General features: G+C 68.4%; 18 protein-coding genes and 7 tRNA genes. 11 read left to right on the top strand and 14 right to left on the bottom strand.

Going from position 1 to position 20302, the window contains the following annotated elements:
* Positions 1-12: 12 nt before the first annotated feature.
* On the bottom strand, positions 13-1023 hold the full coding sequence (locus tag DL991_RS03075; RefSeq protein ID WP_125780685.1) for a DNA cytosine methyltransferase: 1011 nt from the start codon (positions 1021-1023) through the stop codon (positions 13-15).
* A 618-nt stretch (positions 1024-1641) separates the two neighbouring features.
* Between DL991_RS03075 and DL991_RS03070 the strand changes: the two genes are divergently transcribed.
* From DL991_RS03070 to DL991_RS42535, 5 genes are all read left to right on the top strand, one after another.
* Positions 1642-1715, top strand: a tRNA-Arg gene (locus tag DL991_RS03070).
* A 35-nt stretch (positions 1716-1750) separates the two neighbouring features.
* Positions 1751-1826: transfer RNA gene (locus DL991_RS42540), tRNA-Pro, on the top strand.
* Between the two features lie 13 nt (positions 1827-1839).
* A tRNA-Ser gene (locus DL991_RS03065) sits at positions 1840-1928 on the top strand.
* A gap of 3 nt (positions 1929-1931) precedes the next feature.
* Positions 1932-2003: transfer RNA gene (locus tag DL991_RS03060), tRNA-Arg, on the top strand.
* Between the two features lie 15 nt (positions 2004-2018).
* A tRNA-Cys gene (locus DL991_RS42535) sits at positions 2019-2090 on the top strand.
* 73 nt (positions 2091-2163) lie between these two features.
* Here the strand turns inward: DL991_RS42535 and DL991_RS03055 are convergent.
* From DL991_RS03055 to DL991_RS03020, 8 genes are all read right to left on the bottom strand, one after another.
* Positions 2164-2237: transfer RNA gene (locus tag DL991_RS03055), tRNA-Arg, on the bottom strand.
* 42 nt (positions 2238-2279) lie between these two features.
* Positions 2280-2369: transfer RNA gene (locus DL991_RS03050), tRNA-Ser, on the bottom strand.
* Between the two features lie 65 nt (positions 2370-2434).
* Positions 2435-4084 carry a phosphatidylglycerol lysyltransferase domain-containing protein gene (locus tag DL991_RS03045; protein WP_125780793.1) on the bottom strand — a complete coding sequence of 550 codons (1650 nt, stop codon included), beginning with the start codon at positions 4082-4084 and terminating at the stop codon, positions 2435-2437.
* Positions 4085-4114: 30 nt separating this feature from the next.
* Complete coding sequence (locus DL991_RS03040) at positions 4115-6091, bottom strand: acetoacetate--CoA ligase (RefSeq protein ID WP_125780683.1); 1977 nt, start codon at positions 6089-6091, stop codon at positions 4115-4117.
* A 19-nt stretch (positions 6092-6110) separates the two neighbouring features.
* Positions 6111-6872 carry an ESX secretion-associated protein EspG gene (locus DL991_RS03035; RefSeq protein ID WP_125780681.1) on the bottom strand — a complete coding sequence of 254 codons (762 nt, stop codon included), beginning with the start codon at positions 6870-6872 and terminating at the stop codon, positions 6111-6113.
* A complete protein-coding gene (locus tag DL991_RS03030) occupies positions 6872-8020 on the bottom strand; it encodes a PPE domain-containing protein (protein WP_125780679.1) in 1149 nt (382 codons plus the stop codon). The genes DL991_RS03035 and DL991_RS03030 overlap by 1 nt, the downstream gene beginning before the upstream one ends.
* Positions 8020-8499 carry a hypothetical protein gene (locus tag DL991_RS03025; RefSeq protein ID WP_233598650.1) on the bottom strand — a complete coding sequence of 160 codons (480 nt, stop codon included), beginning with the start codon at positions 8497-8499 and terminating at the stop codon, positions 8020-8022. The genes DL991_RS03030 and DL991_RS03025 overlap by 1 nt, the downstream gene beginning before the upstream one ends.
* 47 nt (positions 8500-8546) lie before the next feature.
* Positions 8547-9170 (bottom strand): dienelactone hydrolase family protein, encoded by a 624-nt coding sequence (locus tag DL991_RS03020; protein ID WP_125780677.1) that lies wholly within the window; start codon positions 9168-9170, stop codon positions 8547-8549.
* Between the two features lie 97 nt (positions 9171-9267).
* On the opposite strand from DL991_RS03020, the gene hisC reads away from it, so the two are divergent.
* Complete coding sequence (gene hisC, locus DL991_RS03015; protein WP_125780675.1) at positions 9268-10323, top strand: histidinol-phosphate transaminase; 1056 nt, start codon at positions 9268-9270, stop codon at positions 10321-10323.
* A 450-nt stretch (positions 10324-10773) separates the two neighbouring features.
* Here hisC and DL991_RS03010 read toward each other — a convergent pair whose 3' ends face one another.
* Positions 10774-11535, bottom strand: a complete 762-nt coding sequence (locus DL991_RS03010) for a sulfite exporter TauE/SafE family protein (RefSeq protein ID WP_125780673.1) — start codon at positions 11533-11535, stop codon at positions 10774-10776.
* Between the two features lie 230 nt (positions 11536-11765).
* The gene (locus tag DL991_RS03000; RefSeq protein WP_125780789.1) at positions 11766-12431 is read right to left on the bottom strand and encodes a GNAT family N-acetyltransferase; all 666 of its coding nucleotides are present in this window, start codon (positions 12429-12431) and stop codon (positions 11766-11768) included.
* Positions 12432-12505: 74 nt separating this feature from the next.
* Between DL991_RS03000 and DL991_RS02995 the strand changes: the two genes are divergently transcribed.
* Together DL991_RS02995 and DL991_RS02990 are read left to right on the top strand one after the other, a co-directional pair.
* Positions 12506-13198, top strand: coding sequence for a FadR/GntR family transcriptional regulator (locus DL991_RS02995; RefSeq protein WP_125780671.1), 693 nt, complete (start codon positions 12506-12508; stop codon positions 13196-13198).
* Positions 13199-13275: 77 nt separating this feature from the next.
* Positions 13276-14091: a class I SAM-dependent methyltransferase gene (locus tag DL991_RS02990; protein ID WP_125780669.1), complete on the top strand. Its 816-nt coding sequence runs from the start codon at positions 13276-13278 to the stop codon at positions 14089-14091.
* Between the two features lie 472 nt (positions 14092-14563).
* Here the strand turns inward: DL991_RS02990 and DL991_RS02985 are convergent, their stop codons facing one another.
* Positions 14564-15064 (bottom strand): FBP domain-containing protein, encoded by a 501-nt coding sequence (locus tag DL991_RS02985; RefSeq protein WP_125780667.1) that lies wholly within the window; start codon positions 15062-15064, stop codon positions 14564-14566.
* A gap of 84 nt (positions 15065-15148) precedes the next feature.
* Between DL991_RS02985 and DL991_RS02980 the strand changes: the two genes are divergently transcribed.
* The gene (locus DL991_RS02980) at positions 15149-16633 is read left to right on the top strand and encodes an adenylate/guanylate cyclase domain-containing protein (protein WP_125780787.1); all 1485 of its coding nucleotides are present in this window, start codon (positions 15149-15151) and stop codon (positions 16631-16633) included.
* On the opposite strand, the gene DL991_RS02975 is transcribed toward DL991_RS02980, so the two are convergent.
* Positions 16620-17618, bottom strand: coding sequence for a beta-ketoacyl-ACP synthase III (locus DL991_RS02975; RefSeq protein WP_125780665.1), 999 nt, complete (start codon positions 17616-17618; stop codon positions 16620-16622). The two genes, DL991_RS02980 and DL991_RS02975, sit on opposite strands and share 14 nt — an antisense overlap.
* Before the next feature lie 358 nt (positions 17619-17976).
* On the opposite strand from DL991_RS02975, the gene DL991_RS02970 reads away from it, so the two are divergent.
* Positions 17977-18450 (top strand): Lrp/AsnC family transcriptional regulator, encoded by a 474-nt coding sequence (locus tag DL991_RS02970; protein ID WP_125780663.1) that lies wholly within the window; start codon positions 17977-17979, stop codon positions 18448-18450.
* Between the two features lie 211 nt (positions 18451-18661).
* The gene (locus tag DL991_RS02965; protein ID WP_125780661.1) at positions 18662-19066 is read left to right on the top strand and encodes an SsgA family sporulation/cell division regulator; all 405 of its coding nucleotides are present in this window, start codon (positions 18662-18664) and stop codon (positions 19064-19066) included.
* A gap of 102 nt (positions 19067-19168) precedes the next feature.
* Here DL991_RS02965 and DL991_RS02960 read toward each other — a convergent pair whose 3' ends face one another.
* The gene (locus DL991_RS02960) at positions 19169-20272 is read right to left on the bottom strand and encodes a S1 family peptidase (RefSeq protein ID WP_125780659.1); all 1104 of its coding nucleotides are present in this window, start codon (positions 20270-20272) and stop codon (positions 19169-19171) included.
* Positions 20273-20302: the final 30 nt, after the last annotated feature.

The following is a 20302-nucleotide window of genomic DNA, read 5'->3' as shown; positions in this document are numbered from 1 at the left end:
CGAACGCAGGAATCAACACACGGCGAGCGCTTCTCTCACCGCTTCGCCCAACGCCCGTCCGACCGGAGGCGGGCACGCCTGCCCGACCTGGCGGTACGACGAGGTCTTGCGTCCGACGAACTGCCAGCCGTGAGGGAACCCTTGAAGGAGGGCCGTCTGCGCGACCGTCAGGCGAACCATACCTCGTGGGCCGACCGCCGGATCCCATTGGAAGTCCGGGCCCGGCAGCTCATCGGCCAGCGAGCCACCGTTGACCCCCATCCTCTCCCACGCCCGTTTCGACCCGCGAGGGCCGAGATCGGCACCACCGCGTTTTTCCGAACCGCCCACCAGCGTCGGCGCGACGTGAGAGGCCATCGCCGCCCACTCTTCGGCCTGCGGCCAGCCTTGAGAGGCCATCGACTCGAACAACGCGCCACCAACGGTGCCTGCGGGTTCACCACTCACGACCGGCGGCTTGAACGCGTCGATTCCGTCACCTTTGAGCGCCACCAGGACACCCTGCTTCCGGTCCTGAGGCACACCGAACTCGTTCGCGTTGACCACGAACCACTCACACCGATAGTCCAGGTCACGAAGCCACTCCTCCACATAGTCCCGGATCCCTTGGTACTTCTCCTTCGTCACCAGATCCGGCACATTCTCGATGACAAACGCCTTCGGCTGGACACTGGTGACGAGCAAGGCGGCCGCCTTCACGAGCGCGAGTTCGGGTTCCCCTCCGTCGGGACGCGCGACAGCCGCCGTGGCCTTGACTCGCGGCAATCCCGCGACCAGCAAGTCCACGTCGTACACCTGGTCGTGCTCCGCCGGATCGAGATCGGTGAAGTCGGCGCGCAGGACCGGCCAATCAGGCATATTCGCGGAAAGAGTTCCACATGCGTCGGGGTTGTCGTCCACCAGCAGCACCGGATCGAAGCCTGCTTGGTGCATTCCGAGAGTAAGTCCACCCCCACCAGCGCACACTTCGAATGATGTGAGCCGCTTACCTGATTCTGTATACACCGTAGAACTTTCCGTCATCTTTGCCATTCCCTCGGTCCCTCCATCGCCTCACCTCAGGAGAACCGAGTGTACTCTTCATCGCGCCGGCAACAGCTCATTAATCGACGACGATCGGGTGCGCCCCGCGATCTGTCCCGGCAGGAAGCCTTCCGAAATAGGATTGCCGTCCTGCTACCTATAGGTCATGATGAGTGAACTCAACAGCCGAGGAGCAGCCATGACGAACATGCACGAGCGAAAGACGCAGGGCAGGCATTCGACTGTCGCGTCCATAGCCGTACGTCCGTCGCGTCGCTTCTGGCGACCTTCATGCAAGCCTGGCCAGAGGATTCTGGCCTGCGAGGGCTCCCCATCATAACGCCGTAGCGCACATGGTGCCAGGGAGCCGCCTATCGGGAAACCGATTCGGGCGGCTTCTCTTTTTGGTATGCCCAAGCAATTCTTTATCGCCGAGCTTGGGAAGCGGAACGGCCTCCCAACCGTGTCCAGGGGGTTCGATTCCTCCCGCCGGTGCTCGACGCTGCCCATTTCAGCGCAAAACTTGGTAATTGAAGACTTTTCCCAAAAGCTCGTCCCCGTCGCCGATCGAGGCGGCCAGGTCGAGCGCCGGTGGAGGCGTGCACTCGTCTCCACCTCACCCCTGTAGCTCAGGTGGACAGAGCGCCGCACTACGAATGCGGAGGTCCCAGGTTCGAGTCCTGGCAGGGGTACTGGTCGGCGTATCGGAGGGAGATACGCCGGTCGACGGATGCGAGGGGCACTGGCGACCCGCCTGATTTGGGATCAGGAGTCACCGCGTTCGACTCGCGGGCGTCCGACCAGGCAGCACAGCAAGGAGGATTGGCCGAGTCGGGTAAGGCAACCGTCCCGAAAACGGTGGTCGGCGCGCGAGCGCCGCGCAGGTTCGAATCCTGCATCCTCCGCAAGCCCTCGTGGTCCAACGGATACGACGCCGGCGTCCGAAGCCGGGAACGCAGGTTCGACTCCTGCCGAGGGCACGATGACCTGAACCTGCCCACTTTCACGACGGTCGTGCGGCGGCCTGCAAAGCCGTTGGACTCCGGGTTCGACTCCCGGGTGGGTCTCAATCGTCCACACAGGACAGACAAAAAGGCCCTCCCGCGAACGGGAGGGCCTTAGTGCTGTCTCAACCAGACGTGCGCCCGAAGGGATTCGAACCCCTGACCTTCTGATCCGTAGTCAGATGCTCTATCCAGCTGAGCTACGGGCGCTTGTTCAGTTATCAATCTAGCACCTGCCGGAACAGGCACCAGCGGAGGCTCCGGGATTTGAACCCGGGAGGGGGGGTTACCCCCAACCGCATTAGCAGTGCGGCGCCATAGACCAGACTAGGCGAAGCCTCCCAGGCCCAACGACCACTGCTCAAATAGGTTACACACCCCGTGGACCCCCTTGGAAGGGGGCCCCCTTAGACGCGTTGCAGGGCCCTGAGCAGGCCGGATGGGCGGCCTCCGAGGCCTTCGGCTTCGAAGACGGCGACGCCGACTCGGGGTAGGTCGCGGGCCGCGGGGTAGGCCAGGTAGCGCGGGACCCAGCGGGGCTGGAACTTCGCGTTGAAGCGGTAGAGGGTCTCGATCTGGATCCAGCGTGAGAAGAATCGCAATGTCCGGGCGGACAGGCGGGCGACGGGGCCGGCGCCGATGCGTTGGCCTTGCTCCAACACCGCGCGGAAGGCGGCGAAGTTCAGGGAGACGTGCTGTGCGGGGGTCGTGAGGAGGAGTTCGGAGATCATCAGTTCGTTGACGCCGTTGTCGGCGGTCCGGTCGCGGCGCATGACGTCCAGCGAGAGGCCCTTCTCGCCCCACGGAACGAACTGGAGGAGGCCGCGCACCCGGCCGTCGTGCTCGGCGGTCACCAGGACCGAGCCCGGGTCGCCCATGCGGCCGAGCGCCATCGAGAAGCCGCGTTCCGTGTCCGTGCCGCGCCAGGTGGCGGCGAGGGTGCGGAGTTCGTTCAATTCGGCGAGAGACAGGTCTTCGGCCTTGCGGACGCGGACGGTGTAGCCGGCGCGCTTCGTGCGTGAGACGGCTTGGCGGACTCCGCGCATGACGCGGCCTTCGAGGGTGAAGGTCTCCGTATCCACGACGGCCTCGTCGCCGATCTCCAGCACCTCCAGCCCGAAGCGGACCCAGACGGTCGCGCCCAGTTCCGAGCAGCCCATGGCCGCCGGGGTCCAGGCGTATCGGCGGCAGACGTCCAGGTACTCCTCGATCGCGCCGGGCCACGCTTCCGGGTCGCCGAGGGGGTCCGCCGAGCACAGCGCGACACCGGCGATCACGCGATAGGTCACCGCGGCCTTCCCCGACTTCGAGAAGACCACGAACTTGTCCCGGCGCAGCGCGAAGTAGCCCAGCGAGTCCCGCTCACCCAGCAGCGCCCTGAGCCGCTCGACCTCGTCGTCGGTCAGCTCCGGCGCGGGTTCGGCCGAGCGGAGCAGGAAGTACGCCGCCAGCAGGACCGCGCCGATGCCGAACAGGAGGCCGACGGCGGCCGACAGGTCCTCCAGCCACAGCGCGGGAAACACCACCGGACCGCTCACGCCGATCAGGGCCAGCATCGACTGCGCCAGGCGGTCGACGGCACTCGCGGCGACGGGCGCGGCCGAAAGCAGCACGAAGTTGATCGCGACACCGGCCGCCGTCAGCTGTAGGAAGACCCGGATCGCGCGCCATCGGCCGGTCACCGGATCGGGGAGCGCGATGAAATACCTGCGCGTCGCGATCAGGGCGAAAAGCAGCGCGAGCGACACGAGCCCGGCGCCGAGGGCGTGCCGCAGCCCGAGGTGCGACACGGTCAACAACGCGGCGGTGGCGACCGCCAGCTGCCAGGCCCGGCGCTTGCGCCGCTTGAGACCGGTGGCGAGCAGCATCAGCAGCACCCCGGTCACCAGCGCGACCGTCGCCGCGCCGACCGTGGCCTCGTGCGGCAGTTCCAGCCATTCGGCGACGCGTCCGCGCAGGGTGCGCCGCCCGGCCGGGACCAGCACCGAGACCAGGGCCAGCAGTCCGGCCAGCCGCGTCACCCAGGTGATCACCGCCACCGAGGTGGCACCCGCCACCCGCCAAGCGCCCGCCAAATCCCGCTCCCGTTAACTCCTTGCCAGCTCCACGAACGGTACAAGGGCGTCGGGGTTCAGCAGGGCATCCCGGCTGACGGCGCGGTCAGGCGAAACCCCCGAAAGGATCTTCTTGACCGGAACCTCGCATTTCTTGCCGTTGAGCGTCCGGGGCACTTCGCTCACCTGGACGAACCGGTCGGGTACGTGCCGCGGCGACAGAGCCCCGCGCAGTTCCTTGCGCAGGGCGGGCTCGACCTCGTCGAGTGACGCGCCCTCGGCCAGCACGAGGAAGCACAGCAGCTGCCCGTCCTCGTTTCCCGCCGCCGACGTGTCGATCACCAGCGAATCCGCGACCTGGTCGAACGACTCGACGACGCGGTAGAACTCGGCCGTGCCCATCCGGACGCCGCCGCGGTTGAGCGTCGAATCGCTGCGCCCGTAGATGACCGCGGAGCCGCGGCCGGTGATCCGGATCCAGTCGCCGTGCCGCCAGATCCCGGGGTACATCTCGAAGTACGCCTCGCGCAGCTTTGAGCCGTCCGGGTCGTTCCAGAAGAACACCGGCATCGACGGCATCGGCTCGGTGATCACCAGTTCGCCGACCGTCTCCACGGCGGGCTTCCCGTTCTCGTCGAACGCGGCGACGGCGGCGCCGAGCGCGCGGACGGAAAGCTCGCCGAGCCAGACCGGGACGTCCGGGGCGGCGGCGACGAACGCCGCGCACAGGTCCGTGCCGCCGGAGACCGAGCAGATCTGGACGCGTTTGCCGACCTCGTCGACGATCCACCGGAAGCCCTCGACGCTCAGCGGCGCGCCGGTGGATCCCAAGGCGCGCAACGCGGTGAGGTCGTACCGTTCGGCCGGTTTGATGCCGGCCTTCAGGCAGCTCTGGATGTACGGCGCCGACGTGCCGAAGTACGTGACGCGGTGCTGTTCGGCCAAGTGCCACAACACGTTCAGGTCCGGATGTCCCGGGCTGCCGTCGAAGAGCACGATCGTGGTCCCGGTCAGCAGGCCGGAGATGAGGAAGTTCCACATCATCCAGCCGGTGGTGGTGAACCAGAAGAACCGATCACCCGGACCGAGATCGCTTTGCAGGGCAAGGGCTTTGAGGTGTTCGAGGGTGATGCCGCCGTGGCCGTGGACGATGCCCTTCGGCAGGCCGGTGGTGCCCGAGGAGTACAGGACCCACAGCGGGTGACCGAATTCGACGGGCTCGAAGGCCAGCTCCGCGCCGGCGTTGTCGGCGAGCAGCGTGTCCCAGTCGAGCGTGCCGTCGAGGCGGCCGCCCGCGTAGTCGATGAGCACCGTGGCTTCGAGCGTGGAGATCTCGTCGCGCAGGGAGTTCACCGTCGACCGGCTGTCGAACCACCGTCCATTGTAGACGTAACCGTTGACGGCGATCAGCACCTTCGGCTCGATCTGCGCGAACCGGTCGGTGATGGCGCGGACGCCGAAGTCCGGCGAGCACGACGACCAGATCGCGCCGAGGCTCGCGGTGGCGAGGAAGGCGATCAGCGTCTGCGGGCAGTTCGGCGCCAGCGCGACGACCCTGTCCCCTTTGGACACTCCCAGCTTCCGCAGCCCTTCCCGCGCGGAGGCGACGGCGGATCGGAGGGCGCCGAAGGTCAGTTGCGACGAGAGGCCGTCTTCGCGATGGAAGATCACGGCGACCTCGTCGTCGGCCTTCGCGGCACCCGCGACACCGGACATGAGCGAGTGCTCGGCGTAGTTCAGCGTGCCGCCTTCGAACCATCGCGCGTTCGGCATCTCGCCGGTGAGCACCGCACCGGGCTCGTTGTGCCAGCGCAGGCCGAGGAAGTCGGCGACGGCGGACCAGAACTCCGGTCCGCGCTGGACGGAGAACTCCCACAGCGCGTTGTAGTCGTCGACTTCCACGCCGCGTTCGGTGCGCAGCCACTGGCGGAACGCGTCGATCTTGGTGTCGGACAGGCGGCTCGGCTCAGGGCGCCAGAGCACTTCTGGGGCGTCGGCGGTGTGCGTCACCCCGCGATGTTAACCCTCGTTAACCGAACTGGCGAGCCCCCGTGAACAGCTCGTACGCCATCGTCTTGAGCCGAGCCGCGTCGAGCGGGGTGATGGTCAGCCAGCCCCGGTCGCGACGAAGCCCGTAGCGGCCGTCGGGGGTGTCCACCCAGGTCAGCGTGCCCTCGCCGCGCACCCAGCGGCCCTCCCACGACTTCCTGGTCGCGCCGAGCCGCCCGCTGCCGATCCGCTGTGTCGCGATCCGCACCATCACGATGACCTCGGGTTCACGCAATCCGGCGTCACGAAGAACGTCGGAGAACGCCGGCTGCCCGCCGCGCTCCCCCGCCTCGCACGCGGCCGTGTAGTCGTCGACGCGCAGGTTGACCGAGAGGCCCCGCCCCTGCTCGCACGGCGGCAACGCCTGCAGCAAGGTCGCGGCGACGAGTGGTTCCCGCAGAGCCGACAGCTCGACGTCGGTGCCCGAGACGCCGATCGCGACCGCGCCGCGATCGGACACGCAGCCGACGGCCCGGTACGCCGGATCGCCGTCGAGCCGCAGGTCGAGTGTCAGTTCGCTGTTCGCGACGGTGTGCAGCAGCCGGACCAGCTCGGGCGAGGGCGCCTCCACCGTGCCGAGGCCGCGGTCCGAGAGCGTCCCGTTCGCCGTGGCCACCAGTTCCGCGCGGAACTCCGGGGTCCGCCCGACGTGCGGAATCTCCAGTACCGCGGGCAGTTCGTCGCGTCCGTGCGCCGACCAGAGCAGGAACAGTTCGCCGATGTGCAACCGGATCCAGTCCATCAGCGACCGCTCCTCGGGTCTTCGCCGATGACCGGCGGGGTCACGTGCCCGCTGAGGCCCCAGATGTCGGAATCCTCGACGAGGTAGTCCGGCGCCTTGTGGTCCTCTTCGCCCTGCCGTCCTTGCGAGGGCGCCATCCCCATCGGCATCCCGCCGAAGCCGCCCATGCCCGCGGCCGCGGCGCGTGTCCCGGCGGGTTGACCGGGCTGCTGTCCCGACGGCCCGAAGCCGCCGGCACCGGATCGGCCGCCCTGTCCTAGCTGTTCGTGGGTTCCCCCGGAGGACCCGGGCGACGGCGGCGGCACGTAGGCCCCGCTGCTCGCGCCGGGTGCGCGCGGCGTCTCGACCGGCTCCCGGACCTGGATCGGGGCGGCGTCGTCGGCGCCGCTGCTGCGCGTGGAGTCGTCCGGCGGCGGCACCGGTTCCGGCGTCGGTTCGGGTTTCGGTTTCGGCTCCGGCTCTTCGGGCGTCTTGAGGAGGTTCGGCTGTTTGCCGTACGAGGTGAAGGTCGGAACGTTCTCGTAGACCTCGCCGGAGCTCCGCTGCATCCGCGTCATCACGTCGGCCGCCTGCCGGTGCAGATCCTGCGAACTCTCGTCGGTGGGTTCGGCGATGATGCGCCCCGCCTCGGCGAAGCCGGATCCGGACGGCGCCGACGGTGTCGAGGCTGACATCGCCTGCGTCGCATCATCGGAGACCGGGATCGGGCGGCGTCTCGGCGGCTCCGGCATCTTGGGCCGCGGCGCGTGACCCGGCGGCTCGGGCATCGTGCGCCGCGCGGTGTCGGCGATGTCCGCCTGGCGGCGCACGCAGTTCGCGACGTTCTCCGCGCGCCAGCCCGTGTCGCCCGCCCAGTCGACGAGCTTGATCGCGGCGTCACGGGCCCTGTCCGCGCCCTCACCCGTCCAGCCGTCGGCGGTGGCGACGAGCGCCGCCCTGAGTTCGGAACCGACCCTGTCGAGGAACGCGCTGATCTTCGTCCACTGCGCGGCGACGGCTTCCGCGCTCGCGAGGTCCAGCTCGTTGTGGACCATCTCGTAGAGCTCTCGATGCGAGTAGCTCATCCAGTCGATGTCGGCGTTGAGGTGCTCGGGGCCGGGCCGCGGTTCGGGCTCCCGCGGCGGCCACGGCATGGGAAGGATGCGCATCAGTGCTCGTCCTTCCGCTCCTGCTCGACGATGTCCTCCATGTCGAACCGGCGGGCGACCCGTTCGAGCTGCTCCTGGCCTTCTTCGTCCGCGGCGACGTACATCTTCCGCGCCGCCATCACGGTGAGCTGGAAGTCCTTGAGCACCACGGCGAAGTCCTTGAGAACGGGCACGGCCGCTTCGGTCCCCTTGTTCGCGGCGCCCTGGAAGCGTTCGCTCATGGTGTGACCGACGAAGTTGTCGCCGAGCTTCAACGGCGCGTTGAACTCCGTCGAGTCCTTGATCAGCGCGTTGAGCTCATGGCGTGCTTTAAGCAGCGCGTCGACGAGCTTCTTGGCGGCGTCCTCGGAGACCTTGACGGTCCCCTTCTTGGCATCGGTCTTGGCATCCCGGATCTGACCCGCCACCGGAGCCAGCGCCGGAGCCGAAGCTCCGAAAGCGGCTTGTGGCGTCGCAGGTACCTTGGGTGACTGTGCCATTCGACCCTCCCCTGTCACATCTCAGGGGAATGCTAGCGCGAATGGCGTCAGCGCAGGTGGGCGTCGAACCAATTCAACGTGCGCTGCCAGGCCTCCGCGGCCGCGTCCGGGTCGGCGTCGAAGCGATGGTTGGCGCCCGGGTAGTGGACGACGTTCGTCGCGACGTCCGCCGTCGCCGCCGCGTCACGCAGCTGTTCGACCTCGGCGCCTCCGGCCTCGTCACCGGCGTCGCCGTACATGCCGAGCCACGGGCTGGTGAGCCGTCCGGCGATCTCGACGAGCACCGGCAGCCCGGTGACGCCCTGCCCGCCGACGCTCACCGCCGCGCCCAGCCTGCGGTTCGACGCCACGACCAGCGCGGCGGTCCCGCCGAGGTCGAAACCGACGACACCGACGAGATCCGCCTGGATCCCGCGCTCGCCGAGCCACGAAAGCGTCGCGTCGGTGGCTTCGAGCAGATCCTGCTGCGTGAGGTCGTCCCGGTCGAGATGCGGGGTGACGGTGAGCCAGCCTTCGCCGGCGAGCCCGGCCAGCAGCAGGTCCAGACCCTCTTCGACCTCCCCATGCAGCACTACGAGCCCGCCGCGGACGACACCGTCCGGTTCGGCGAAGGTCAGGCGCAGCGTGTGGCCGTCGGCGTGCTGGTGTTCCACGGTGGTCGTGAGGGTCATTCCTCCATCAGACCACTCTTAGGTAAATATTCGGAGCTTGCCTTCGCGCGGGAGGATACGGTGTCGGAGCCGTCCCCCAGACGTAGGAGCGCCGAAGATGTCACCTGTTTCGCCGCGTGCGGATCTCGAATCGTTGCCGAAGTACGTCCCTGGCCGGACAATCCAGGGCGCGATCAAGCTGGCGAGCAATGAGGTGCCCGGCGGGCCGCTGCCGAGTGTGGCGCAGGCCATAGCCGAAACGGCGCAGGGCATCAACCGGTACCCGGACATCACGGCTTCCGGGCTCGTCGAGCGGCTGGCCCGCGAACTGGACGAGCCGGTCGAGCGGATCGCCGTCGGCTGCGGTTCGGTTTCCCTTTGCCAGCAGATGATCCAGGCCCTGTGCGGCCCGGGCGACGAGGTCGTCTTCCCGTGGCGTTCGTTCGAGGCGTACCCGATCGTCACGCAGGTGGCGAACGCCGTCAGCGTGAAGGTGCCGCTGACAGTCGGACATGGGTTGGATCTGGAGGCGATGCTCGCCGCGATCACGCCCAAGACGCGGCTGGTCTTCGTGTGCAACCCCAACAACCCGACCGGGACCGTCGTGCGGCGCGCGGAACTGGAGCGCTTCCTCGACGCCGTGCCGTCGGGCGTGCTCGTCGTGCTCGACGAGGCGTACAAGGAGTTCGTGACCGACGCCGAGGTGCCGGACGGCGTCGAACTGGCGCGTGGCAGGGACAACGTCGCGGTGCTTCGGACGTTCTCGAAGGCGTACGGCCTCGCCGGCCTTCGCGTGGGTTACGCGGTGGCGCCGGAAGCGATCACCGTCGCGCTGAAGCAGGTCTACGTCGCGTTCTCGGTGAACATGATCGCCCAGGCTGCGGCCATCGCTTCCCTCGACGCGGCCGATGAACTGCTGGAACGCTGCAAGGAGATCGTCTCGGAACGCACTCGCGTCCGGGATGCCTTGGTGGCCAAGGGTTACGAGGTCCCGGAGACGCAGGCGAACTTCGTCTGGCTGCCGCTCGGCGAGCGGACGACCGAGTTCGCGGAGCACGCACTCGAGCGCAAGCTGATCGTGCGTCCCTTCGCGGGTGAAGGCGCGCGAGTGACCATCGGGACGCCCGAGGAGAACGACCTCTTCCTCGAAGCGGCCGGGGATTTCCCGCGCTGACAGGTTCAGCGTGTCGCGAAAGCCACTTTCGGGACGCCTGGCGTCGCGAAGGAGGCCTTCATTTGTGTGCCTACGTCTGACCTGCGGGTTGGCGGGTGGGTCGTGAGGTGATGTCACCACCAGGCCGATGGACGTCGCGCGTGATTGAAGGCGGAACTCGCGTGTTTAAACGCGGAACTCGCGTGATTGGAGGCCGATCTCGCCCGTGACCGGGTCCGCCGTGAGTTCCGCTTCCAATCACGCGAGTTCCGCTTCCAATCACGCGTGTCACGCCTAAGGCCACACGACGACCAAGGGGGGATCTCAGAGCGCGAGCCCCGAGTAGTGGGTAAGCAAATGCGGTGCCCCAAAAGGGGCTTTCGCGACGCCTGCCGAGGCTGCTGGCTGGTTCGGTGCGCGTGATTCGCGTGCGTCCAGGCGGAACACGCCGGAGGCCTGGAGCGGGCTTTCCTATTTGAAGAGCAGCTGCACCATCGCGGCGAGACCGATCACGACGATCACGCCGCGCAGCACCTTCGGCGAAAGCTTGCGACCGATCTTCGCGCCGATCTGGCCGCCGATCGTGGACCCGACCGCGAGCAGCGCGACCACGGGCCAGCTGACCGGCGCGATGAAGGCGTAGATCGCGCCGGCGACGATGTTCACGACCGCGGAGAGCGCGTTCTTGACGCCGTTGAGCCGTTGCAGCGACTCCGACATCAGCATCCCCATCACGGCCATCATCATCACGCCCTGCGCGGCCGTGAAGTATCCGCCGTAGATGCCGATCAGGAAGATCAGGAACAGCAGGAGCGGCCCGATCTTGTGGACCGTCCCGTTCTCCTCGCGGCGCTTCGCCACCCAGGCTCCCACGCGCGGCTGGACGATCACCAGCACCACCGCGAGCCCGACCAGCGCGGGCACGACGGTTTCGAAAGCGTCCTTCGGCAACGAGAGCAGCAGGATCGTCCCGCAGATCGCGCCGAAGAACGACGCCACGGCGAGCTTGGCGACCTGGGGCCAGTAGCCCTTGAGCTCCTCGCGGTAGCCGATCGCCCCGCTGACCGTGCCGGGGGCGAGGCCGATCGCGTTGGACGTCGTCGCCGTCAGCGGCGAGTAGCCGAGCGCGACCAGAACCGGGAAGGTCACCAGCGTGCCCGAACCGACGACCGTGTTGATGGTGCCCGCCCAGAGCCCCGCGACGAAGATCACGACCGCGTGCCACCACGTCATAAAGCACTCACGTCCGCACCCTAAGCACCGTTACCTCCTTTCGCGCTGCGGATGTGTCTAGTCGAACATTCAACGAGCCCGTTATGTCTCGTTCGGGGTGAAGACGCAGAACTCGTTGCCGTCGCGGACGAGTTTCGCCCCGGCGGCGACCAGCTCGGGCGTCGAGCCGAAGACGTCGATGTGCATGCGGTTCTTCACGGTCTTGACCTCGGGCGCCGGGTTGACCCGGATCAGCGGGCCGCGCCCGGCCGGATCCTCGATCGCGACCGGCCGTTCTCCTCCGGCAGATGAGCCGCGGTGATCTCCGTGGCGACCGCCCAGCCGAGCGCGAGGTACAGCGCCCGTCCTTCTTCCGTCGCGACCAGGACAGCACGTTCCGCCCCGGCCGCGACCGCCACCTCGTCGAGCCGGCGCATGACGAATCTGCCCAGCCCTCGCCGCTGATGCTCGGGCTCCGTCACGACCTGGTCGATCACCGCCGTGCCGCCGGCGATCGCGACCCGGCCGGTGGCCGCGCGCGAGCCGTCGGGCGCGCGCACCACCACGTCGGTGACCACGCCGTCGCCGACCAGCTCCGCCCAGTACGGCTCGGGCGCGGCCATGACCGGCCGCAGCGCGAGCGGGGCGCTCATCAGGTACTCCGGCGGGCCGACCTCCCACTCCGGCGGCACCGTCTTCGCCACCTCGTCCCGCGAACCGCTCACCTTGAGCCACGTGCCCGGCTCGGTCAGCGAGCGGGCCCGGCGCGCGACCGACCCGGCGTCCGCCAGCACGTATCTCACGCGATGCCCGGGACGCCCGACGTCGAGCCGGTAGCCGTCCGGTTCGGCCACCGGGATCCCGACGCCGCGGGAGAGCGCCCAGCCGTGCACCCATGCCTTGATCAGACCTGCCACCCCAGTCATCGTTCGATGATGGCATCGGCCACCGACAGTCCCGGGCGAACGGGCGAACCTGCGAGGATGGCGCCGTGGCCGACGACGAGCGCGAACAGGTGTGGAGTGCGACCGTCGATCATCTGCGCACGATGATCGATTCGGGCAGGCTCCCCGCCGGGTCGAGGCTGCCCGCCGAACGGACGCTCTGCGAACAGCTCGGGATCAGCCGCGGTTCACTGCGGCAGGCGTTGCGGGTGCTGGATTCCATCGGCTACGTGCAGGTGCGGCCGGGTTCGGGCACGTATGTCCGCGAGAAGATCGACGAGCAACCGCTGCGCGGCTGGTTCTCCGAGCACGAGCAACTGGTCGAGAAGCTGTTCGACCTGCGCACCACCGTCGAGCCGACGCTGGCCGAGCGGCTCGCGCTCGACCACACGCCGCGGGTGCTCGCCCGGCTGGAAAGCACCGTCGACGAGATGGACCAGGCCGCGGCCGACGGCGACATGCTGCGCGTGATCGCGGCCGACGCCGAATTCCACCGGGTGATCGCGGGCAACGCCGGCAACGACGACGTCACCGATCTCCTGCGTTCGGTGCTCTCGCTGGTCGGCGAGGAGCGGCGTGCGGCGCTCCGGCTTCCGGGGCAGATCCGGAAGGCCGTCGACGAGCATCGCGCGATCCTCGAAGCGATCCGCCGGTCGGACGCGGCGGCCGCGCGGGAGATCACCCTGCGGCATCTGCTCGACGCCAAGACCTACGTCCACGACTACACGGCCAGGGATTGACGTTTCCTTGATGGCGTGACCGGCTCCTCGCGAGTAGAGTTTTCAGAAGTTTGTGAAACTTCTGACGGGGGTGTGCGATGGAGAAGGTCCGGTTCACCGAAGAGAAGGCGACGATGCTGGCCACGCTGTACGGCCGGGCGCTCGACGCCCGCAGCGACCGGCCGATCCTCGGCGACAAGGCCGCAGACGAGGCCGTCAAGCAGATCGACTACGACTTCGGCTCGTTGGGCGTCACCGCCGACATGGGCTTGACCGTCGCGCTGCGGGCCAAGCCGATGGACGACTGGACCTCGGAATTCCTGGAGGAACACCCGGACGCGACCGTCGTCCAGCTCGGCTGCGGCATGGACAGCCGCGTGTACCGCGTCGACCCGCCGCCCTCGGTGCGCTGGTTCGACGTCGACTATCCCGAGGTCGTCGACCTGCGCGCCCGCATCTACCCCGAGCGGGACGGGTACCGGACCATCGGCTCGTCCGTGACGGACTTCGCCTGGATCGACGAGATCCCATCGGACAAACCCGGTCTGGTGATCGCGGAGGGGCTGACGATGTACCTGCGGCCGTCCGAAGGCGAGGAATTGCTGCGGCGGCTGATCGCGCATTTCCCCCAGGGCGGCGAAATGGTCTTCGACACGTTCAGCAGGCTGGGCATCAAACTGCAGAAACTGAATCCCGTGGTCCGCAAGGCCAAGGCGACGCTGTACTGGGGCATCGACGAGATCTCGGAACTGGAGCGGCTCGGTCTGACGCTGGTCTCGGGACTCGACTCGACGGATTACGCGACGCCCGAGGTGAAGGAGCGGATTTCGACGTCGATGCGGGCGCAGTTGTGGGTCGCGGGACTGTTCCCGCCGTTCAAGAAGATGGGGCGGATCCTGCGGTTCCGGTTCTGAGGACGGGTCGGCCCAAGTACGTGACTAGCTTCCTCTTACTGGGGAAGGGGCCTTCACGCACTGCCCGTGGTCGGTGCCGTGGGTCGTGAGTGGCGATTCGGGTTCTGGCGAGCCTCTCTTTGGTACCTACTGCGTGACCTGCGGCGCCTCTTGCGTGCTGCTGAAGTACATGAAGGTCTCCTTCCTGTACGTAGTCGCAAGGATGAGGGCTTCACGTGCTGTCGCTGTAGCGCTGAGGTCCGCGGTGGCGTTTCTGCCCGCCCGTGGCAGCGGGGCCGCCTCGGCCCGGGCTCCGAGGTGGCCCGGCGTCGAACTCTCATGTCGTGAAGGGCCCCTTTGAGACCTTCACCGTCTCAAAGGGACCCTTCACGACATCCCCACGAACCGGGCCTGCCATCAACCGCAGCCGGAACCACGTAGGTACCTAAGCCACCCTTCAGGTTCTAACCCGAATCACCCCTCACGAGGTCGGTCAGCGTGACTCGAGCACCCGCTCGACGAACCGGTGCAGCTTGTCCTCCAGCCGGGACACCCGTTCCTCCAGCGTCAGGGACTCGAACGGTTGCGGCACGTCCGACTTCAACTCGCCGCGGATGTACTGGCTGCACGCGAGATTCGCGCACGCGTAGATGCCGAGCGTGTTCCCTTCGCGCCCCAACTTCCCGGCGCGGCGGCCGGAGAACAGCGCGATGTCGGACAGCGGATGTGTCGTCGTGCACAGGCCGCACATGTTGCTCAGCAGGACACGACCCTTCGGCCGGGGCGCGGTGCGAAGGGACAGTCCGACGGTTTCCCCGCCGTACGGCAGCACGAGATACGCACGGGAGACGGCCTTCGGATCACGCCAGCCGAGGAATTCCCTGTTCTCCCAAGGGATTTCCTCGGCTCGGGCGGGCAGCGTGACCCCCTTGGCCTCGCCACGCGTGCAGTTCACGAAGGACGCCCTGATCTCGTCCTGGCCCAGCGGTTCCATACCGGCACGGTAGCCAGCGCACGCGAGAACTGGCGAACCGTTTTCCGCCGGAGGTCATACGATCACCGGGTGCACGGGAAGACGATGTCGAGCCGGTTCCGGCTGGTGCTCAGGACCAGTCTGGGGTTCGCCGCGCTCGGCGTCGGGTCCAGTGTGTGCGGTGCCGGTGTCGTGGCGTTGCTGCTGCTGTTGCAGGGCCTGCCGAGCGAGGTCGGCGACCGCGGCTGGATCCTCGGGGTCACCGCGGCCGGCATCGTCGCGCTGTCGCTGGTGGTCGGCACCGCGTGGACGGCGTGGCTCCAGCGGCGCACGGCGGTCTGGTTCGTCTTCGGCCGCCCGCCGACGAGGGCCGAGGCCGAGCGGGCGCTGCGGCTTCCGGTCGACATGGGGATCGTGAGCGGGACGCTCTGGCTGATCGGCACGATCGTGCTCGGCGCGCTCGCGCGGGTGCTCGGGTCCTGGCTGGACGCGCTCGGGATGGCGCTGGTCATCGGGCTCGGCGGGCTGACCACGGTCGGCCTCACCTATCTCGCCGCGGAATGGGTCGCCCGTCCGGTGATGACGATCGCGCTCAAGGTGACCCCGCCGAAGGGGACGCTCCGGGTCACCGTGCGGACCAGGGTGGTCGTCACCTGGGCGCTGGCGAGCGGGGTGCCGTTCCTCGGCGTGCTGCTGGTGGCCGCCCCGCCTGACCTCGGCCAGGGCGACCACGTCGCGAGCCTGATCATGCTTTCGGCGATCGGGCTCGGCGTCGGCGCGATCGGGACGGTGCTGCTCGCGAAGGCCGTCGCGACCCCGTTGCACCGGCTGCGGGTGGCGCTCGACGAGATCGCGCGCGGCAACAAGGAGATCGTGGTCGACGTCGACGACTCCAGCGAGATCGGCCTGCTGCAGTCCTCGGTCAACGACCTGGCCGCCGGGCTCCGCGAGCAGGAGCGGATGCGGGATCTGTTCGGCAGGCATGTCGGGGACGAGGTCGCGCGGCACGCGCTCGAGTACGGCGCCTCCCTCTCGGGTGACGTGCGCGAGGTGACGGCCTTGTTCGTCGACGTCGTCGATTCGACGGCCTTGGCTGGCCGGACCCCGCCGGAAGACCTGGTCAAGATGCTCAACCGGTTCTTCACCAGCGTGGTGAACGCGGTCGGCGCGCGGGGCGGGCTGGTCAACAAGTTCCAGGGTGACGCCGCGCTCTGCGTCTTCGGCGCCCCGACACGGCTCGCGGACGCGCCGACGGCGGCGCTTTCGGCCGCACGGGTGATCCGGGACGCCGTCCAGAAGACCGGCGAGCTCGACCTCGGCATCGGCGTCGCGAGCGGGCGGGTCTTCGCCGGGCAGCTCGGGACCAGCAGCCGGTTCGAGTACACCGTCATCGGCGACGCCGTGAACGAGGCCGCGCGCCTGACCGAGTACGCGAAATCCGCCGACGGCCGGATCCTGGCGAGCGAGGCGGTGCTCAAGGCCGCGCTGGAAAGCGAGCGCTCGCACTGGGAGCCGTACGCGGAACTCGAACTGCGCGGGCGCCGGGAACCGACGCACGCGTGGGAAGCGAGCGCGCTCAGCCCGGAATGACGTCCGGCCAGCGCAGCAGCGTCGAACCCCAGGTGAGCCCGGCGCCGAAGGCCCCCATCACGACGCGGTTCCCCGGCTGGAGCGCGCCTTCCTTGGCCGCGTCGGCCAGCGCGATCGGGATCGACGCCGCGCTCGTGTTGCCCACCTTCTCGATGTTCGAGTACATCACGTCCTCCGCGAGCCCGAGCTGCTTCGCGCAGGTCTGCAGGATGCGGATGTTCGCCTGGTGCCCGATGAACCGGTCGATGTCGCCGACCCCCCAGCCCGCGGACGCCAGCACGGCGCGCGCCGATTCGGCCATCCGGGCACAGGCGTGCCGGAAGACGGTCTGGCCCCGCATCACCAGATAGTGGTCGCTCGGATCGTCGGAGCGGCGGTTCTTCGCGCCACCCGCTTCGACCCAGAGCAGCTCCGCGAGCTCGCCTTCGCTGTGCAGGTCGAACGGACCGAGGGCGCCGAGTTCGTCGGCGTCACCCGCGCGAAGCAGGACGGCGCCCGCGCCGTCACCGAAGATCGGCACCGTGCCGCGGTCTTGGGGGTCGACGAGCGAGGTGAAGACGTCGGCGCCGATCACCAGCACGCGCCGCGCGATGCCGGCGGCGATCAGCCCGGCGCCGGTGGCGAGCCCGTAGATGAACCCGCTGCACACGGCGTTGACGTCGAAGGCGGCGACGCCGTTCAGCCCGAGCTTGGTCGCGACCTGCGGCGCGCTGGCCGGGCACAGCTGATCGGCCGTGGACGTCGCGAGTACGACCGCGTCCGCGCCGCCCTCCCCCGCCGAGGCCAGCGCCCGGCGCCCCGCCTCGACCGCGAGGTCCACAGTGGACGTTCCGGGGTCGACGACCCGGCGTTCGGCGATGCCGGTCCGCGAGCGGATCCACTCATCGGAGGTGTCCAGCCGCTGGGCGATCTCCTCGTTGCCCACCACTCGCGGAGGCAGCCAAGAGCCGAGACCGGCGAGAACGGCCGCCTGAGATGAGGGCACCAAGGAATCCTTTCGCGGGGAATGAGAGGTCTGCCATTCACTTGTAAGCGCTACCATTCAGTAGACCCGTCAGTTGTGTTCCGGGTCACATTTCAAAGAATTCTCAGCTTTTCCCGCCGCGCCGTGCCCGACCTGGCTCGACTGCAACCGAGCAGGCAGGAAGGGTGACCGGACACACGAGCCGCCCGTGCCGCCTCGACACCCGACCGGGCGAATCCGGCGCCGCGAACGCCACGGGCCGTGGCCGCCGAACCCTTCCGATCCCTCGAACGCGGGCACTTGGCCGCGTGATCCACACCGCGCGCCGCCACGGCCGGAGATCGGGCGCCCGGAAGAGCCATCCGGTTAGCCTGACCTGGTGCACACACCCGACCTCGACAGCCTGGACGTCGCCATCCTCGCCTGCTTGCAGTCCGACGCCCGCACGATCGCCGAGACCATCGGCGCGAAGGTGGGCCTGTCGGCGGCCGCCGTGCAGCGGCGGATCAAACGGCTGCGCGAGGCGGGGGTGATCGAACGCGAGGTGGCGGTGCTGTCGCCGCGGGCGCTCGGGCTGTCGATGACGTTCGTGGTGATGGTCGAGATGGAACGGGAGAGCCTCGCGGTGCTCGACGGGTTCCGGCGGCAGGTGCTCTCGGACGACAACGTCCAGCAGTGTTACTACGTCACCGGCAACGCGGACTTCGTGCTCGTGGTGACCTGCCGGGACATGGCGGATTTCGAGGCGTTCACGCGGCGGATGTTCTTCGACAACCCGAACGTCCGGCACTTCACGACGTCGGTGGCGATGGACCGGGTCAAAACGGGACTGTCCTTGCCGCTGGAGCCGTGAGCCCCCCTCGTCCAATTAGGACTCCACGACCTCGTCACCACGGGTATCCGTCCGAACGCAAGGGGTCTGTGCCCGGCGTTACACCACTATGGACAGATGCAGCCGATAGCGTGAACGTCGTCGCAGTCGCGTCATCCGGCGTCCGCCCGGGCATCTCCTCCCCGAGACGAAAAGTTCGCGCCGCGCGAACCACGAGCACCGAGGAGTGGCCGTGCACACCGACGCAATTCACCAGAGCCAGTTCGTTCTGCTGAACAACAGCAGCACGCCCGTTCTCTCCCGCCTGTCCTTCCACGCCGACGAGCCGTTCGCGGTCACCGTGTCGTTCCGGACCGAGCGCGGCCGGTGGGTCGAGTGGACCTTCGCGCGGGAACTGCTCGTCACCGGCCTGACCGACCCGGCAGGGCTCGGCGACGTCCGCGTCCGCCCCGACCTCTCCGAGGACGAGGCGCTGCTGACGCTCGAAATCGAGTCACCGGACGGCTATGCGTCGTTCGAGCTGGAACGTGAGGACGTCGAGACGTTCCTCGAGTCCACTTACGAGCTGGTCCCGCTCGGCTCCGAGAGCGAGCACTTCGACGTCGAAGCGCTGATCGAGGAGATCAGCAACGTCTGAAACTTTCCCGCGGCACGAAAACGAAGGGCGGCCCGAGTGCGCTGGAGGCACTCGGTCCGCCCTTCGTCCTGTGCGCGGTCCTCGGACGACCGGGGCTGAAGGTCAGCCGAGGACCAGGGAGGTCCCGGTCGCGGACAACGCCGGCCGGACCGGGAAGAAGTACGTCACCGAGCTGTTACCGCCGGACAGCATGCCCTGGGCCTGGTTGCCCGCGATGAACGAGCCGCCGGAGTCGCCCGCCTGCGAGCGCACGTTCGTGGCGGTCATGCCGTAGACCGTGCCTTCGGCGTAGCGGACGGTCTGGTTCTTGGCGCCGACCGTGCCGCAGGTCCAGCCGGTGGTCGACCCCGATTTGCAGACCGAGGCACCGGTGGCCGCCACCGTCGAACCGCTCACGCGGGTGCCGTTGTTGATGACGCCGCGCGGCACCCAGTTGCTGTTGACCCGGACGTGGCCGTAGTCGTTGGTCGGGAAGCTGACGCGGGCGAACGACCCCATCGCGACCCGGTTGTAGCCGGCCACCGTGCCCGGGCCGCAGTGCCCGGCGGTGAGGAAGCCGCCGTTGACCGAGAAGCCGATCGAACAGCGCGACGAGCTGTTGATGTAGTAGGCGTCACCGCCGCGGACGTCGTACTTCAGGGTCGGCACCGCCGCGGTCTCGACCACCGCGACGGCGGCCTTGTCCACCTTGGTCTTCTCCAGATACGAGCCGACGACGCCGCTCTTGCCCGGCAGGACGTTCACCGTCACGCGGTTGGTCTTGGTGTCGACGCCCCAGCCGGTGATCGCGCCGTCCGCCGCGCGCTCACCCGCGTTCAGTTTGTCCACAGTGGAATCCAGCTGGGCGGCCGAGAAGCGCACGAGTTCCGCTTCCGCGCCACTGGCGAGGACCTGGCCCAGCTTCGCCGCGTCCGTGACGCCGACGCGGAGCTTGCCGGTGGCCTCGTTGTAGCTGGCGCCGCCGAAGCTGCCGGCGAGCGCCGAAGCGAGCGACTGTTCGAGCGTGCCGGCGGCGGTCTCGCTCTGGATCCTGGCGAGTGCCTGGCCGGCGGTCAGGCCGAGGTCCCGTTGCAGGGCGGGAACCATCTCGGCGTTGAGCAGGGTGTCCGAAGATGTTGAGGACGCTGCCGCGGGGGTACCCGTGACGAGCACGCCGGTGGCCAGTGCTGCCGTGGCGGCCACACCGAGGAGCTTCGTGATCTTCATGCTTCTCCCTCGTCATCACGCACGGCTCCG

This window comes from Amycolatopsis sp. WAC 01375 (assembly GCF_003947325.1).
Classification (GTDB): domain Bacteria; phylum Actinomycetota; class Actinomycetes; order Mycobacteriales; family Pseudonocardiaceae; genus Amycolatopsis.
Note: the sequence above shows the minus strand (reverse complement) of the source record. Positions and strands in the feature narration are given on the sequence as shown.